At 44.3% G+C, this 14,223-nt stretch carries 19 protein-coding genes; all 19 read right to left on the bottom strand.

The annotated features are described in order from the left end of the window. Positions 1–5: 5 nt before the first annotated feature. Positions 6–491 carry a hypothetical protein gene (locus CGB83_RS11415; protein ID WP_100075886.1) on the bottom strand — a complete coding sequence of 162 codons (486 nt, stop codon included), beginning with the start codon at positions 489–491 and terminating at the stop codon, positions 6–8. Next, on the bottom strand, positions 488–868 hold the full coding sequence (locus CGB83_RS11410; protein WP_100075885.1) for an ApeI family dehydratase: 381 nt from the start codon (positions 866–868) through the stop codon (positions 488–490). Before CGB83_RS11410 ends, CGB83_RS11415 begins: the two co-directional genes overlap by 4 nt. 95 nt (positions 869–963) lie before the next feature. Continuing rightward, complete coding sequence (gene lolB2 / locus CGB83_RS11405; protein ID WP_100075884.1) at positions 964–1,599, bottom strand: flexirubin biosynthesis protein LolB2; 636 nt, start codon at positions 1,597–1,599, stop codon at positions 964–966. After that, positions 1,565–2,191 carry a flexirubin biosynthesis/transport protein LolA2 gene (gene lolA2 / locus CGB83_RS11400; RefSeq protein WP_100075883.1) on the bottom strand — a complete coding sequence of 209 codons (627 nt, stop codon included), beginning with the start codon at positions 2,189–2,191 and terminating at the stop codon, positions 1,565–1,567. Before lolA2 ends, lolB2 begins: the two co-directional genes overlap by 35 nt. Then, positions 2,184–2,939, bottom strand: a complete 756-nt coding sequence (locus CGB83_RS11395) for a polysaccharide deacetylase family protein (RefSeq protein ID WP_100077573.1) — start codon at positions 2,937–2,939, stop codon at positions 2,184–2,186. The genes lolA2 and CGB83_RS11395 overlap by 8 nt, the downstream gene beginning before the upstream one ends. 22 nt (positions 2,940–2,961) lie before the next feature. Beyond that, complete coding sequence (locus CGB83_RS11390) at positions 2,962–4,029, bottom strand: beta-ketoacyl synthase N-terminal-like domain-containing protein (RefSeq protein ID WP_100075882.1); 1,068 nt, start codon at positions 4,027–4,029, stop codon at positions 2,962–2,964. Beyond that, the gene (locus tag CGB83_RS11385; protein ID WP_100075881.1) at positions 4,026–5,225 is read right to left on the bottom strand and encodes a beta-ketoacyl-[acyl-carrier-protein] synthase family protein; all 1,200 of its coding nucleotides are present in this window, start codon (positions 5,223–5,225) and stop codon (positions 4,026–4,028) included. The genes CGB83_RS11390 and CGB83_RS11385 overlap by 4 nt, the downstream gene beginning before the upstream one ends. Positions 5,226–5,228: 3 nt before the next feature. Next, positions 5,229–5,486, bottom strand: coding sequence for a phosphopantetheine-binding protein (locus tag CGB83_RS11380; RefSeq protein WP_100075880.1), 258 nt, complete (start codon positions 5,484–5,486; stop codon positions 5,229–5,231). Positions 5,487–5,634: 148 nt separating this feature from the next. Next, positions 5,635–6,174: a 3-oxoacyl-ACP synthase gene (locus CGB83_RS11375; RefSeq protein ID WP_100077572.1), complete on the bottom strand. Its 540-nt coding sequence runs from the start codon at positions 6,172–6,174 to the stop codon at positions 5,635–5,637. Then, entirely contained in the window at positions 6,171–7,319 is a 1,149-nt protein-coding gene (locus CGB83_RS11370) for a beta-ketoacyl synthase N-terminal-like domain-containing protein (RefSeq protein WP_100075879.1), read from the bottom strand. The genes CGB83_RS11375 and CGB83_RS11370 overlap by 4 nt, the downstream gene beginning before the upstream one ends. After that, positions 7,316–7,747, bottom strand: a complete 432-nt coding sequence (locus tag CGB83_RS11365; protein WP_100075878.1) for an acyl-CoA thioesterase — start codon at positions 7,745–7,747, stop codon at positions 7,316–7,318. The genes CGB83_RS11370 and CGB83_RS11365 overlap by 4 nt, the downstream gene beginning before the upstream one ends. Positions 7,748–7,770: 23 nt before the next feature. Next, on the bottom strand, positions 7,771–9,036 hold the full coding sequence (locus CGB83_RS11360; RefSeq protein WP_100075877.1) for an ABC transporter permease: 1,266 nt from the start codon (positions 9,034–9,036) through the stop codon (positions 7,771–7,773). Further along, complete coding sequence (locus CGB83_RS11355; RefSeq protein WP_100075876.1) at positions 9,026–9,781, bottom strand: ABC transporter ATP-binding protein; 756 nt, start codon at positions 9,779–9,781, stop codon at positions 9,026–9,028. Before CGB83_RS11355 ends, CGB83_RS11360 begins: the two co-directional genes overlap by 11 nt. Before the next feature lies 1 nt (position 9,782). Next, positions 9,783–10,778, bottom strand: a complete 996-nt coding sequence (gene darH / locus CGB83_RS11350; protein WP_100075875.1) for a BtrH-related acyltransferase DarH — start codon at positions 10,776–10,778, stop codon at positions 9,783–9,785. A gap of 81 nt (positions 10,779–10,859) precedes the next feature. Beyond that, complete coding sequence (gene DarG, locus CGB83_RS11345) at positions 10,860–11,264, bottom strand: flexirubin biosynthesis protein DarG (protein WP_100075874.1); 405 nt, start codon at positions 11,262–11,264, stop codon at positions 10,860–10,862. 8 nt (positions 11,265–11,272) lie between these two features. Then, positions 11,273–11,713: a hotdog family protein gene (locus CGB83_RS11340; protein ID WP_100075873.1), complete on the bottom strand. Its 441-nt coding sequence runs from the start codon at positions 11,711–11,713 to the stop codon at positions 11,273–11,275. Between the two features lie 8 nt (positions 11,714–11,721). After that, entirely contained in the window at positions 11,722–12,153 is a 432-nt protein-coding gene (locus tag CGB83_RS11335; protein WP_100075872.1) for a hotdog family protein, read from the bottom strand. Next, entirely contained in the window at positions 12,153–13,292 is a 1,140-nt protein-coding gene (darB, locus tag CGB83_RS11330; protein WP_100075871.1) for a dialkylresorcinol biosynthesis protein DarB, read from the bottom strand. The genes CGB83_RS11335 and darB overlap by 1 nt, the downstream gene beginning before the upstream one ends. Before the next feature lies 1 nt (position 13,293). After that, the gene (locus tag CGB83_RS11325; protein WP_100075870.1) at positions 13,294–14,205 is read right to left on the bottom strand and encodes a hypothetical protein; all 912 of its coding nucleotides are present in this window, start codon (positions 14,203–14,205) and stop codon (positions 13,294–13,296) included. Positions 14,206–14,223 lie beyond the last annotated feature (18 nt).

The following is a 14,223-nucleotide window of genomic DNA, read 5'->3' as shown; positions in this document are numbered from 1 at the left end:
GGGGGCTACTTAAGGGCTGAACGTTCTGCCTCAGTCATGGTCTTAGACTGTGAGGCGAACCTTTTGATATAGCTTTTAAGGCTGCTGTTCTGTTTGCTGTAGTTGTTCAGGATGAACGCTTTGTCTTCATTCATATTCTTATGGTATCCGACAATCTTAGGGATATTTTCCTGTACACTCAGGCGGATTACCCTCAGTTCAGCATTATTCGGATTGCTTTTAATCACATTTTCCAGACTGGTAGCTCCGGCTTTTACAAACATTTTGCGTTTTCCCTTTTCCGTGGTCACCTTGGCTTCCATAATCTGCGCCGCAGCTTTATACCCCAGGATAACAGGGTCTGATCCCGATTGCTTATCCGCCAGGTTGATGAAGGCTTTGGTATTGGCCGTTGACTGGTTGGCTTTGGCGTAACTGTACCGCAGAGATTCAATGTCGGTAGCCTGGAAAAAAAATATAAATGACGCTATAAAGGAGAAGATGAAATTCATGACGTTAATTTTTGGTAGTGTACTGACATTTTCAATGCAATAGTCTCGCCAAAGGCCGTAACATTTTTTACCTTAATATCCTGTTCATGTTCGGTAACGTCCAGCTGTAAAGTGAGTTCCGGAGTTTCAAACGGATTGATGATGGCCATAAATTTTACATTGGAGGCCGATTTAAGGAAAAGTTGCGTTCCCGTACATTCTTCGGTAAGTTCTTTCACAATCTGCATCATGCATACTCCGGGAGTAACCGGATTGCCCGGAAAATGCCCTTTGAAAATGTCATGTTCTTTATTCAGTACGATGCGGGCAGTAAAATTGCCGTTTTCTGTTCTGTCGATAGACTGTACGGTATAAAAGTTTGTAAGGATGCTTTGCATACGGTTGTTTTTAAGATTAAATTATTCTTTGGTAAGCGGAGTGAAATTAATGCCTACGCGACGCATCAGAGATGAAACTACTTTTTTTCATAGGCCTATTCTGTTTCTGTGATCTGAAATAACCGGATGCTGATCTTATAATCCCTGTGCTGTAGCTGTATGCTGTCTGCGAAGATATGTTTTTTTGCCCCGAAACTAAAATCTATTTTTTCACGGTCTTTTTCCGTGTATATGATCTGCCGAAGCATTTCCGATTCTTTGTCAAAGAACAGGTAATATTTTTCCCGACCGGATTGTGACAGGTATATCCTGAACTGTGGGTTTTCAAAAGCCTGATTGACGGGATATTCTTTCTTCAGTAGCCTGCGGAAATCATTTTTCAGGAAGTTGATGACTATCTTCCTGTCCAGGTCCGGAACGACGTAATTGACTTTAAAATCCGTATCGGAAATGGTGAAATCAATCAGCTTATTGCCGAAGTCAGAAGCCAGGGCAACACGGTGGGCACCACCTTCCGTTTTTTTGATGATGAGGATTCCACTGACAGGGTTGCCGTAAATATCCATCTGGCATTTGTACACGTAATCTGCTCCGGAAGAAAAATAAAGGTTTTCCGCAGTTTTCAACGTATCCAGAGCCGGCTTTACGTCCGTAAGCTGATAAGTCTTACAGCTGATCAGGCTCAAAATCAGGATGCTATAAAGAAAACTCTGACGCAGGAACCGGTGCATTGATCTTGGTATTTTTGAAAACGATATTGGTGGTATCCCCGGAAGCCTCCAGCATATTTACCTGCGAAACCGTCGACTGGTTCTTAGGGAAATACAGCTCTATCTGTCTGATGTATTTCAGGAGCTGGGAAGATTTGGGGGTAAATTTTGCAATATTGAATCCGTTATTTTTAAAATAGGCAACGGTAAATTCAGGGTCATTGAACATCTGCCCGTTGGAGCTGCCCACAATCAGCTTGTTGATCTTTTCAAAGGTTTTGCTTTTTGCATCTACCGAAGATTTTTTTCCCTGGTCATTGATGAAAATCTTATTGTCTTTGAAAACAATGGCATACTGATAGGGCTTAGTGTATTTCCAGCTCAGCATATTCGGGGCTTTCAGGGACATTCTTCCCTGTGTGATGATGCTTTTATCCAGGAAATCCATTTTCTTGGTCTGGGTAAAGTCGCTCTGCAAGGTTTTGATCTGCCGGCTTTCTGCCGATACTTTTGTGACAAATGCTTTGGCTTCAGTCCCTGTCATCGCTGTATTCTGAGCGATGGCAAAGCCTGAAACCAGTAATAAAACTCCTAAAGCAATATTTTTAATCATGGTGTTCCGGTTTGATGATTGAATCGATGGTGTACGTACTGTACTTTTTATCTTTCAAAAATAATAATAAATCTTTCAGGACAAGGGTTGTTTTTTGTGAAGTATCATGGAGCAGCACAATACTTCCCGGACGTATTTTTCTGATAATTCTCCTGTAAATGGACGGGGCTTTTCCGGTGACCGTATCGAGGGAACGCACATTCCAGCCGATGCTTTTTTTGCCGGTCCTTTTAATGGCTCTGGCAATATTCGGATTGGTCACCCCGAACGGGGGACGGTACAATATGGTCTGAATATTTCCGGTTTTCAGCATAACCTCATCGCATTTTTCGATCTCTTCAGCCATTCCTGAAGCTGATAGGAACCCGGTTTGGTTGGAATGCGAATAGGTATGGTTTCCTACAGTATGGCCTTCTGTAATGATCCTCCGGAATATTTCCGGATGTTTCTCAACCTGTTTGCCGATACAGAAGAAGGTAGCCCTGACCTGATGCTCATTCAGCAAATCAAGGACAGCAGGGGTAAATTCGGTGGGGCCGTCATCAAATGTCAGTGCGATCTCCTTTGTTTTTGTTCTTTTATGGGTGATGCTGTCTACAAAATACCCCAGTCGGATATCAAAAGAAGCCCAGACGACGATTAATGAAAATAAAATTAAGCAGAACAGGTATACCCAGAGGCTTCCCTGAAACCCATAAATAAACAGGTTGCAGAAAAGGTAAAAAAGGATAAACAGGTAATGTTTCATAATCTGAATCATATTAAATCAGTTAAGAATCAGCTCTTCCCAAGAGTACCAGACTGTGGTCGTGGCCTCTCAGGTAATTGTATAAGAGAACATTTTTAATGCCGTTCTTTTTTACCGTATTCGCCATCATGATTTCCGGGACCTGCTGGTCTTTGAGGATATGACAGGCCATAAAAAGGGAAAACCCGCTGGATGTATTGAATTCGCCGCTCAGGTGTTTATAATATAACAATACAGAATCCGGGAAAACTTTCATTGCTTCCGTATAAAACACGTCAGAGGCAGCATCACCGCTGAATCCGAGGATCACCGCATCGATTTCCTGAGGCTCGGTATGGTTATGGGCTAAAAATTCGGTTATGAAGGCTGATGTTTCTTCAGTCTTCAGTGTATTGGTTATCTTGATATCCTTGAGTTCTGCATAGGAACTTTCAGATTTGTCTTTTCCCAGGACAAAAAAGCTGGCTCCTTCGCCCCAGGTTACGCCGTCAGTATCCGAATGAAGATGGTCAGCCGGTAGATTATCTTCTGTTTTCAGGGTCCCGTTGAGCCGGAAAAGTTCCATTACCCGGTCTGTTTTCTCGTCTGTAGCACCTGTAAGGATATTCTCTGCTTCACCGTCATTGATCTGGAGCTTAGCGTCCAGCAATGAAAATTCCAGGGCCGAAGACGTGTTCACATAGGTGAAATTATAAGCGTGGCACTGAAGCCCCAGAGCAATCTGTCCTGCTACCGTATTATGGGTTGACTGGATAAAATAGGTTGGAGTCAGGAATTCCTCATGATTGTCGATGACGTTCTTCAGGAACTTTTCAGAATCCTGGCAGCATCCCATCCCGGTACCCACGATAATGGCATCCGGCTGCTTAACTCCTGCTTCTTTCAGAGCATGATGTGCCGCTACGGTACTCATTTTTACCGTTTTAGACATCCGCCGGATCATGGCAGGTGCAATAAACTCTTTATAATTAGGTTCTACAGCCTGTAAGACCTGAACGGCATTCTGTGCCTGAAGAAGGCTGATGAAATCATCCTGTAAGGTCTCCTGAGCCGAAATACAGGCTGCACTGTTGATGTAAACGGAACTCATGATGCTGAAAAAATTAAAGTGGAACAGTTGCCGCCAAACCCGAAAGAATTAGACAGCACGTTGCGGATGTTTTTATCCTTCCGCTCGGTAACGGGAGTGAGGTCAAACTCTTCCATCCTGGTCCTGAAGTTCAGGTTCGGAAAAATGGTATTGTGCTGTATGGCCAGCAGGGAAAATACTGCTTCAATCCCGGCAGCCGCAGCAAGGGTATGTCCTGTGAATGCCTTGGTAGAACTGAATTCAGGGACCCTGCCTTCACCGAATATCCTGATCATGGCGATGCCTTCGGATAAATCGTTGTTAGGCGTAGCCGTTCCGTGCACATTGATGTAATCAATATCTTCTTTAGCCAGTCCCGAAACCTCCAATGCTTTCTGCATGGCCAGGTAAGCACCCTGTCCGTTTTCAGAAGAGGCGGTCTGGTGATGGGCATCATTGGCATTTCCGTATCCGGAAAGGTATCCCAGGACTTTTTTATGGTCTTTCTTTACCACCTCATCAGATTCGAGGACCAGAAAAGCCGCAGCTTCACCCAGGTTCAGTCCCTTTCTGTTTTGATCAAAAGGGGTGTTATAGGAATCGGTAAGGATCATCAGCGTATTAAAGCCATTCAGGGTGAATTTGGAAAGTGAATCTGTGCCTCCTACGATCACCCGGTCCAGCACTCCGCTCCTGATGAGTTTGGCACCCATCATAATGGCGTTGGCCGCAGATGAACAGGCAGTACTGATGGTGGAAACCATCCCTTTCAGTCCCAGATCTTCTGCAATGGCCAGCGAGGAATTGCCTGCATCGTGGGCATCGATGTATTTTCTTTTTTCAGGATAGTTCTCATAAGTATAAAACAGGTCTTCCGTAATATCCATCCCGCCTACGCTTGTAGAGGAGATCAGTCCGGTCCTGTATTCATTCATATCTGAAATCCCTGCTTTTTCAACCGCTTCCCTTGCCGCCCAGATGCCTAACAAGGCTGTGCGGGTCAGGTTATTGTCTTCAGGCAGGCCGAGCTGGCGGATCAGGTCTTCATTAGACAGTTTGATCTCTCCGGTCTTTATGGTTCCCGCATGCCGTGTTTTAAACAGCTCGATATCTGAAATGCCGTGCTTTCCGGACTGTAACGAAATAAAATTTTCCTCCACGTTATGACCGATGGAGGAAATGATGCCCATTCCCGTAATGGCAATTTTTCTGCCCATTACTTATTTTGTTCTGTTTTCTTCAATAAATTTAGCCATCGTATCGATAGACTGGAAAATTTCTTTTCCTTTTTTAGGGTCGGAAAGTTTGATGCCGTAGTCTTTATCCAAAAGAACAATCAGCTCAAGGGCATCAATAGAATCCAATCCCATTCCGCCTCCGAACAGAGGATCCGTATCCTGGATTTCTTCCCCGGCAACATCTTCAAGATTAAGGACTTCAATAATTTTGTGTTTTAATTCTTCTCTTAAATTTTCCATAAAGATTTTAATTTGAAAATAAGTTAATTTGATAATTTGAAAATGAATTAAATTATGATATATTAAAAATTAATTTAAAAATATTTCGTTAATGTAATCTGATTATGATATTGTATTTTCAAATCAGCCCATTTTCAAGTTATCAAATTTATAATGTCAGCAAATATACGAAAGCATTATAACTTTCCTTATAAAGTTCTATCCAGCCGCAAAGTACTTTTTCCGCTTTTCCGGATTCCATCAGCTGCTCCGAATAAGCATGCAGAAAATCTTCATCAAACTCATCCAGGACAAAAAAGGCATTTTCCGTCTGCATTGTATGCCGGATGCAGATTTCACCCGTACAGATATTGGGCAGGGTATACACAAAAACGGCAGGGCTCGGGAAATAATGTTCCTTTGAATTGATGCTTTCCTGGTATTTTACATCGGTATCCAGGCTGGAGGACCTGTTGGCAAAAACCAGTGCGGTGTTGTCGTTATCCTGATCTTTAAGCAGCATTTCGGCCCCCAGAAAAGCAAGCTTGCTCAAAGCATCCATTTTATGGAACTTAGGGTAATTGATTTCCAGTGCTTTATAGGCTCCTTTGGCGAAGTCTGAAAAATCCTGTGCTTCACTTTTGAAAATCACGTCGCCGTTTACCGTGATGGATGAACCGGCTATGGTACAGATATCGGTTTTCTTCATAAGCCTGGTGTTGAACATTTTTCCAGGACCAGGGCAGCGTTACAGCCCCCGAATCCTGATGCTGTTTTGAGGATATGGGTAATTTCTGCAGGACGGTTTTCCGTGATGATATCCAGTGTTCCCGATACGCCGTTTTCCTGAAAATTTTTAGATCGGATGAGCGTCCCATGCAAAGCGCTTTCCATAGCTATGATGCTTTCCAGCAGCCCCGAGGCGCCGAGGCAGTGCCCGTAAAATCCCTTCAGGCTGTGCAGGGGTATATGCTGCAATCCCGCCCTGCCGAATGCAATGGATTCCATTTCATCATTGTAGAGGGTTGCGGTTCCGTGTGCTGAAATGAAATCGATGGTTTCAGAGGTTACTCCCGCTTCCTTCATCGCGTGGCTGATACTGATATATAATCCGTCGCCTGTTCTGGAAGGACCCGAGATATGATTGGCATCGTTAACCGATGAATCTCCTGATATTTTAAAGCATATAGGTGCATGACCGGCCGGTGATGACGTGACATACGCTGCCGCAGCTGCTTCCCCCAGGTTAATGCCGTTCCGTGACGCATCATATGGTTTGCAGGGTTCCGGCGCGATCGCCTGGAAGGAATTGAACCCGGAAAGAACAAATTCCGAAACCTCATCCCCGGCTATGACAAATGCATCGGTATACGTACCGGCCGCAATCATATTTTTGGCTACTGCCAGTGCCAAAACCCCCGATACGCAGGCATTGGAAATGACAATAGGTTTAGAGGTAAACCCGAAATGATCAGCCATCTTTTGGGCAAGCACGGAAAGATACGCCCCTTCCGGAAGGTGCGGCTGATTTTTAAGCAGGGTAACATTCCCTTTTGTGGTAGAAAGTATCAGTCCCGTATGTTCTGTAATTCCATGCTTTTCAACCAGTGGTTTGAGGCATAACAGAAGCATTTTTTCCAGCCGGGTATAATCTGCGCCATCAAAATGCCTGTTGAATTCTTCATTCAACAGGTCGTCAGGAATCATGGAAGTGTAAAACGGGTCCTGATTTTCCACGACAGCATGCCGGGCTATCCCCGACTTCCCGGCGATCAGGTTTTCCCAGTTGGAGGCAGTGTCGAAGCCCAGAGGCGTCACACAGCTGTAATCTGTAATGAATGTCGGCTTTTTCATGATAATCCCATGCGGTCTTTCCAGTCCTGAAAGAATTCAGGGTTATATAAACAAAGATTGCTTTCTGAATCCAAGAAAACCTGAATGGTCTCCCCGCTGCATACCAGCTTGTTTTCCGTATTGAAAATTTCATACCGGTATATCAGTTTGGCAGAAACGGAGTTGATGAAGGTAGTCACAATCCTGAATGTTTCCCCGTATTTCAGGGGCAGAAAGTGCTCGCAGGTACTTTTTACGATCGGGGTTACATACCCTGCTTTCTGTATATCCAGGTAGGTAAGCCCGTGTTCACGGCCGAAAGCTTCCCTGCCGTCTTCAAAATACACAATATAATGCCCGTGCCATACGATTCCCAGAGGATCCGTCTCATTGAACCGTACTCTTACTTCTTCTGTACAGGATAAGGTATTCATTTCTTTAGGCTGCATTTCTTTTTTTTATATTCATTTTATCAGACCCGGTGGAGTTTCCGTTCATATACAATGGCCAGGGCTACCATCACGAGATAAAACAGGATTAATAAGATCAGTTCTGTGGCAATGCTGCTGATGCCGCTGTTCCGGAGGATAATGTCATAATAGGCATTCAGCCCCCAATTCATCGGCGAAAACCGTGCGATATGCTGCATGAATTCCGGCATGAGGAAAACCGGGACCCAGATGCCTCCTATAGCCGCAAGCACAACCACAGAAGTGGCTCCGAAAGGGGCAGATTGTTCCTGCGTGTCTGCAATGGTTCCCAGCAGAACCCCGAATCCTATGGCGGCCAGCCCGGCTGCAAGGGTCACGATAATAAGCGGGAACATTTTCCCTGAAACATCGAATGCCGGCAGATCCATATACGGGAAAAGATACATTCCCACGGCCACCATCAGCAGGAACTGAATCATACAGATGATCAGGTAGGTGAATGTTTTCCCCAGGATATGGATAAAGTATGGGGTAGGGCTTATGCGCACCCTCACGCTGGTTCCCTGGCTTTTTTCTTTCACCAGATTGATCGATAAAGGCACTACAATGAAGAAAATGGCAAAAAGCGTCCAGGCAGGTACATTGTGCTGCACGGAATTCGGCATGGCTTCATTTTTATTTCTAGGAGGTGTAATTTCCTTAAAAGCAATCAGGTTCTTATTCTCTTCCAGGTTCTCAGTGGTGCCCAGCTGATCCTGGAATGCTTTGTAAATTTTTTTGTTCTCGATCTCAAAAATCATCTTATTAACCGAACTCATCACGGAATTCCGGAATCCTGAGTTAATCGCAGGATCAAAATACAGATGGATTTCTTTGGCTTTTGCAGAAAGTGCCTGTTGACCTGCTGCATCTGTTTCAAGCCCGAAGGAGCTTACGATTTTCTGCACCTTGGCATCAATGGTCGTATTGAGGTCCTGGGTGAGTTTCGCCGGGATGACAATCGCCATCTGGTATTCTCCTGAAAATACGGCATTCCTTGCGGAAGCTTCCGTAAATTCGGTTTTCAGTTCGAAACTTTTGTTCTTTTCCAGTTCCTGGCGGATGCTTTTTGAAACTTCGGAACGGTCATTATCAATAAAAATGATCGGAATCCGGGTTCCTTCAAGATTTTTGAAGGTAGAGTCCTGGATCAGGGTAATGGTTACAATCAGCAGCAGGGGCATGACGAAAATAATCACAATGCCGCCTATGTCTCTTTTCAGCAAGAGAATTTCTTTCAGGAAGGTTCTCCAAAGCTTATACAACATCTCTCAGTTCTTTTCCGGTTAATGAAATAAATACGTCTTCCAGGTTTTCGGCATGGGGCACACGGTTAATAAGGTCTGCCGGTGTTCCTACCGCATGGATCTTGCCTCCGTCTATGATGGCGATTTTAGTACAGAATTCTTCTGCTTCGGAAAGGTGATGGGAGGTATAAATGATGCAGGTGCCTTCCCGGTTAAGTTCCTGCAGGTAGTCGATGATGACTTTTTTAGACTGTACATCCACACCTACCGTAGGTTCATCCAGAAAAAGGACTTTGGGATGGTGAAGGGTCGCCGCAATCAGGTTGCAGCGGCGTTTCATACCTCCGGAAAACTGTTCGATTTTCTTATGCGCAAATTTGGAAAGCCCCATTCTTTTCAGTGCTGCATCGATGCTGTTGTCAAGTGTTGTGTGCTTCAACCCGTACAGGCTCCCGAAAAACATCAGATTTTCTTTTGCCGTAAGGGTAGGATAGAGTGCGTATTCCTGAGGGACAATCCCGATGATCTGTTTTATGGTGGAAATATTTTTCTGAGGAGACCATCCATTGATCGTAAAATGTCCTGACGTAGGCTGTATTAAACCGGAAAGCATGGAAATCAATGTGGTTTTCCCTGCGCCGTTAGGGCCCAGGATCCCATAGATCTCATCGCTCCCGATGTCTAATGAAATGTCATTAACGGAAAATTCATCAGCATTTTTGTATTTTTTATACAGGTTCCTGATCTCAATACTGTTTTCTGCCATATCAGACTGCTTTGCTCAGTTTTTTGTAAAAAGCTTCTTCCAGGTCGGCAATATGAAGCATGGATTTGGAAAGCTCCTGATAAATATTGCTCTTGGAGTTCCTGTTTTTATATACGCGGGCAATATCCACGGCGAAGTCCCTCCATAGATCACCGATCATGGTAATCTCTCTGGAAAGCTCCCGCAGCTGCTCATTTTTGAGAATATCGGCAGCTTCCTGCAGAAAGGCACCGTAAATAAAACGGAATCCGCCGCCGCCGGTCCCGATTTCCTCCTGCATCCGGATCAGCTGCCCCAGGTAATGGTTGGTTTGCTTGGTCCCTTTTTTTTCTGCCCACTTCGGGATGCTTCTGGCTACCCACCGCATGGCTTTAACTCCGATGATGGGAACAGGGGCCAGCATATTCTTACAGGTATCCTTGATACCTTTGATGATCGCCTTTTCCAGATCGACCTTTTCTGGAATGAACGTCGGGAAATACATATGGCCTTTCGGCGGAAGGGCTCCCTTGGCATACCGTACTTTTTCCAGTTCTGCTTCAGAAAGCGAAGTTACATAGTCCATAACCGGATCGCTGATCAGGAAACGTCCGTCTTCCTTCCCATACACCACAAGGTTGTGGGCATTGAAATGAAACTTATATTCCTCGGGAAAGTACGTGAGGTTAAATACTCCCACCTGAAGCCCGGTAGGAATATTGTTCTCCAGGTTTTTTTCAAGGGCTTTCCGGGCATCTTCCGGATTTGAAAATTTTTGTCTTTTAATTTTGATTCCCAATCGCCTGGCTGCTTTGGTAAAGATGGCACCGGGCATAGGACGGTAGCTGAACCCGGGAGCGAAGTTCACTTTCAGGAACGGGAGGTAGACAAAGAACAGCCCGGATCCGATTCCGAAGATCATAGGTTCGCTGAGGTGCAAGCCTTTATTAAGCAGTAGGTTGGAGGCGACACCGTTTTCGCAATGAGCGGTCTGATGGTGTTCGAAGTTCAGTTTCATTCGTATCTTGTTGGGTTTGTGTAAGCCGGATGATTATGTTTCATTTCTTTAATTGAACAGTTGGTATTGCTGTCCGGCCTGTTATTTACCGTCGAAGTTTTTTAATTCTTCTACCGAAATCCCGAAGGCATCGGCATACTTTTTCAGTATGGTATCGCTTAATGTTTTAAATATTCTAGGTTTGGTATGCCTTTTCACGCGCCATTGCCACATGCCTACGTAAGCAGCGAGAACGCTGAGATCCATTTTATTCAGTTCCATAAAGTAGATCACCGGGCTTACTTTATTCAGGGCTACATTCTGTTTTGCTTCTTCTATCCTTTCATGAATAAGTTCCATGGATTCTTCCAGCGCAAGTTTTTTCGCCTCCCAGCCGATGCTGTTCGCAGTAGTATACTGGTCATTTTCATCAGTAACATACAAAACTTCGGTCATGTTTGCCGATTTCAGGTTGCTTTCATCCTGAGGAAGGTCTTGTTTTTTCATGGGTCTAATTAGTGTTGTATTTCCTGGATAAATAAGTTAATCTCTGTCCTGACCAATAATTCGTCTTCTCTGAATGTCTCACAGAAAATATGGCAGATGTTCTCAAACTGGGAAATCAGCGAAGCCCTGGAGATAATGGTATCACCCACTTTCGGCAACCCGAATACCTCGATTTTTTTAATGCTGGTGATGAAACCGATTACTTTAATCTCAGTGTCAGACTTAAAAAAGCTCTGCCCGAGAATAGAGGAACAGGTCTGTGCTGCATTTTCGATGAGTCCGGCCTCCGCCAGATGGTTATTATGGACGAAAATATTGCTTTCAAGAATCTCAAAGGAAGTCACCACTTTTTCTTTGGTCAGTTCCAGGATATAATCTGCCATCAGCATAGGCTCACGATGCGGCAGATAATGGTGGATGTTAATGATGTTTTCTTCCTTGATTTCCATGGGTACAATTATTTTACAACAGTTTTCATCTGAGCGCTGGCAATAATCTCATTATTGAGCCGGGTTACGGCATTAACCAGGGTTACTCCCATAACCTCGCTCAGGATGGTCACTTCCGTTACCAGGCGGTCACCTGCTTTGGGCAGTGATTCCGCTTCAAAAGATTTGATGGCTCCTATGTATCCTGTCGGCGCTTCTTTTCCCAACAGGTAATATTTGTATCCGGTATGCAGCGCAACACTCTGGGCCTGATGTTCAACCAGTCCGGATGCCTGGAAAATCCCGTCCTGTACAAAGATATTTTCTTCTTTGACAGTGAATCCGGAGATCAGATGGGTCTCAGAATATTCTGAAAGCTCATCAACCATAACAAAGGGGGCCCTTTGCGGGATCAGGCTTTCCACAAAAGCAGGGTTGTCAGACGGCAGCGTTTTTCCCATTAGCAAACTGTTAACAGGGCACATGAATAGGCAAACCTTCCGCTTTCCGGAATGCAAAGCAATACTCTTTCCCCTTTTTTAAGCGTTCCTGAATTCATCAGTTGTTCAAGGGCGATAAAAATAGACCCTGCCCCGATGTTTCCAACTTCAGAAAGGTTATAATACCATTTTTCCCATGGGAAATCCATTCCTTTTTTGGCAAATTCTTCTTTCAGGCCTTCCTTGAAGTAGCCTGAAGAAATGTGGGCGAGAACATGATCGATGCTGTCCGGATCCAGCTGATGCTTATCGAAAGAAGCACGCAGGCTTTCCGCTCCTTTCACCAGGATGTATTCATCTAAAAGTTTCGTATCCTGTTTCAGGGCGAAAATAGACTGTTTCAGCCATTCATCAGAAGGGTAGTCTGCCCATGATTTAAGGCTTCCGTCTTCCTGCTTTTCGCATCCTGCATACATACAGGCTTCAATCTCATGGGCGTAGGAGTAAAAATCGATGAACTCTATTCTTAGGGAAACTTCATTTTCACGCGGTTTATTTTCCAGCAGGAAGGCTCCGGCTCCGTCGGAAAGCATCCATCTGAGGAACTCTCTTTTAAAAGCGATGATAGGCCTTTCTTCCAGGAGTTTCAGGTTTTCTGCTTCATGGTTGAATTTATCCGCCGTCATCCATGATGAAAATCTTTCAGATCCTACACATACTGCATTCTGTTTAACACCTGCCTTTACGGAAAGGAATCCGTAGTTGAGGGCGTTCATCCCGGAATTGCAAAGTCCCATGGATGTGTTGATCTCAATAGATTTATTCAGACCTAATTCACCATGCACCATAGACGCATGGGAAGGCTGGATCTGGTCTGCAGAGGTTGTTCCGCATGACAGCAGTTCCATATCCTGTCTGGTGAACTTTTCATCGAAAAGTCCCTCAACAGCTTTTGCCGTAATCTGTGCATTGGTATGGGTAGGCTTCCCGTTTTTATCCAATGCGTAATATCTGGTTTTAATTTTATTGTTTCTTAAAATCAAAGCTCTTGCTTTGGACGGTTTCTCATTCACCAAGCCCAGATACGTTTCCATCTCTTCGTTAGAAACAGGTTCATTCGGTAAGTATGTTGAAGCTTTTGTTATAAATACGTCGTACATTTTATTTTAAATTAATTCCTTGTAAATATTCCTTTTGTTTTCTTCTTTTTGAGCTCAGAAGCGGAGCTAAAAGTATGTGAAACACCAGCACAATGGGAGAAATGATCCATATCGCAGCCATCAAATATACTTTAAAGAATTTAATGAGCAATGGTCGTTTTTCCTTTTTCCTGATAATCAGATTAGACCATACGGTGAAAATTTTATTGCCTACTTTTTCTACCCGCACCAGGAACGGGCGGATTTCCACGGCACCGTTTTTCACCAGGTCGGGCTGCAGGGTTTCGAGCTCATTGGTGCTGAAATGTTTCTCGATAATTTCACCGTATTTTACAGAACCGGCGATTTCTTCATCTGAAATTCCGGCAGCCGGAAGCATTCCTGATTTTTCTTTTTTTCCTGTCGTAAGCCACCGGAGAATCGTCAGTACGCTGGTGTAATTATCATGCCGGTCTACCAGGGCAATATTTCCTACCAGCTTAGCTTTAAGATCCCTAAGGTATACCTTCAGTTTTTCCTGGGAAAGCATCCACATGTTTCTGGTCCCGGAAATGGTCACCACCGGCGTGTCCTTCAGGATGCCTGCTGCATAAGGGCTTTTCAGGAAAGAGATGATTGGAATGGATGGTGTAAGATACCAGACCTGATATCCGAAGAGGATAAGATCAAAACGGGTATTCAGGACCTCGTCTTCCGGAGGGTAGATTTCACTGGGGATTTGCAGGTAAGATTCCGGAAAAGTATTGAAGAAAACGTCACCCGGCCACGGAAACGGAAAGTCCTTTTTCAGGCGGATATTATAATACGTTACCTGGTATTCATCTCTATTCTCAAAAGGTCTGGCAATATTTTTTACAATATCCTCCAGTTGCCCGGTCTGTGAATAATAGATGACGAGTATATTTTTCTTCATTATATTTCTTTAATTAGT

This window comes from Chryseobacterium camelliae, from assembly GCF_002770595.1.
GTDB classification, from domain to species: Bacteria; Bacteroidota; Bacteroidia; order Flavobacteriales; family Weeksellaceae; genus Chryseobacterium; species Chryseobacterium camelliae.
This window is presented reverse-complemented; position numbering and strand designations above follow the sequence as displayed.

Bases quoted from the DNA above. Each gene is read 5' to 3' on its own strand.
- CGB83_RS11415 (WP_100075886.1), bottom strand. From the start codon at position 491: ATGAATTTCATCTTCTCCTTTATAGCGTCATTTATATTTTTTTTCCAG.
- CGB83_RS11410 (WP_100075885.1), bottom strand. From the start codon at position 868: ATGCAAAGCATCCTTACAAACTTTTATACCGTACAGTCTATCGACAGA.
- lolB2 (WP_100075884.1), bottom strand. From the start codon at position 1,599: ATGCACCGGTTCCTGCGTCAGAGTTTTCTTTATAGCATCCTGATTTTG.
- lolA2 (WP_100075883.1), bottom strand. From the start codon at position 2,191: ATGATTAAAAATATTGCTTTAGGAGTTTTATTACTGGTTTCAGGCTTT.
- CGB83_RS11395 (WP_100077573.1), bottom strand. From the start codon at position 2,939: ATGAAACATTACCTGTTTATCCTTTTTTACCTTTTCTGCAACCTGTTT.
- CGB83_RS11390 (WP_100075882.1), bottom strand. From the start codon at position 4,029: ATGAGTTCCGTTTACATCAACAGTGCAGCCTGTATTTCGGCTCAGGAG.
- CGB83_RS11385 (WP_100075881.1), bottom strand. From the start codon at position 5,225: ATGGGCAGAAAAATTGCCATTACGGGAATGGGCATCATTTCCTCCATC.
- CGB83_RS11380 (WP_100075880.1), bottom strand. From the start codon at position 5,486: ATGGAAAATTTAAGAGAAGAATTAAAACACAAAATTATTGAAGTCCTT.
- CGB83_RS11375 (WP_100077572.1), bottom strand. From the start codon at position 6,174: ATGAAGAAAACCGATATCTGTACCATAGCCGGTTCATCCATCACGGTA.
- CGB83_RS11370 (WP_100075879.1), bottom strand. From the start codon at position 7,319: ATGAAAAAGCCGACATTCATTACAGATTACAGCTGTGTGACGCCTCTG.
- CGB83_RS11365 (WP_100075878.1), bottom strand. From the start codon at position 7,747: ATGCAGCCTAAAGAAATGAATACCTTATCCTGTACAGAAGAAGTAAGA.
- CGB83_RS11360 (WP_100075877.1), bottom strand. From the start codon at position 9,036: ATGTTGTATAAGCTTTGGAGAACCTTCCTGAAAGAAATTCTCTTGCTG.
- CGB83_RS11355 (WP_100075876.1), bottom strand. From the start codon at position 9,781: ATGGCAGAAAACAGTATTGAGATCAGGAACCTGTATAAAAAATACAAA.
- darH (WP_100075875.1), bottom strand. From the start codon at position 10,778: ATGAAACTGAACTTCGAACACCATCAGACCGCTCATTGCGAAAACGGT.
- DarG (WP_100075874.1), bottom strand. From the start codon at position 11,264: ATGAAAAAACAAGACCTTCCTCAGGATGAAAGCAACCTGAAATCGGCA.
- CGB83_RS11340 (WP_100075873.1), bottom strand. From the start codon at position 11,713: ATGGAAATCAAGGAAGAAAACATCATTAACATCCACCATTATCTGCCG.
- CGB83_RS11335 (WP_100075872.1), bottom strand. From the start codon at position 12,153: ATGGGAAAAACGCTGCCGTCTGACAACCCTGCTTTTGTGGAAAGCCTG.
- darB (WP_100075871.1), bottom strand. From the start codon at position 13,292: ATGTACGACGTATTTATAACAAAAGCTTCAACATACTTACCGAATGAA.
- CGB83_RS11325 (WP_100075870.1), bottom strand. From the start codon at position 14,205: ATGAAGAAAAATATACTCGTCATCTATTATTCACAGACCGGGCAACTG.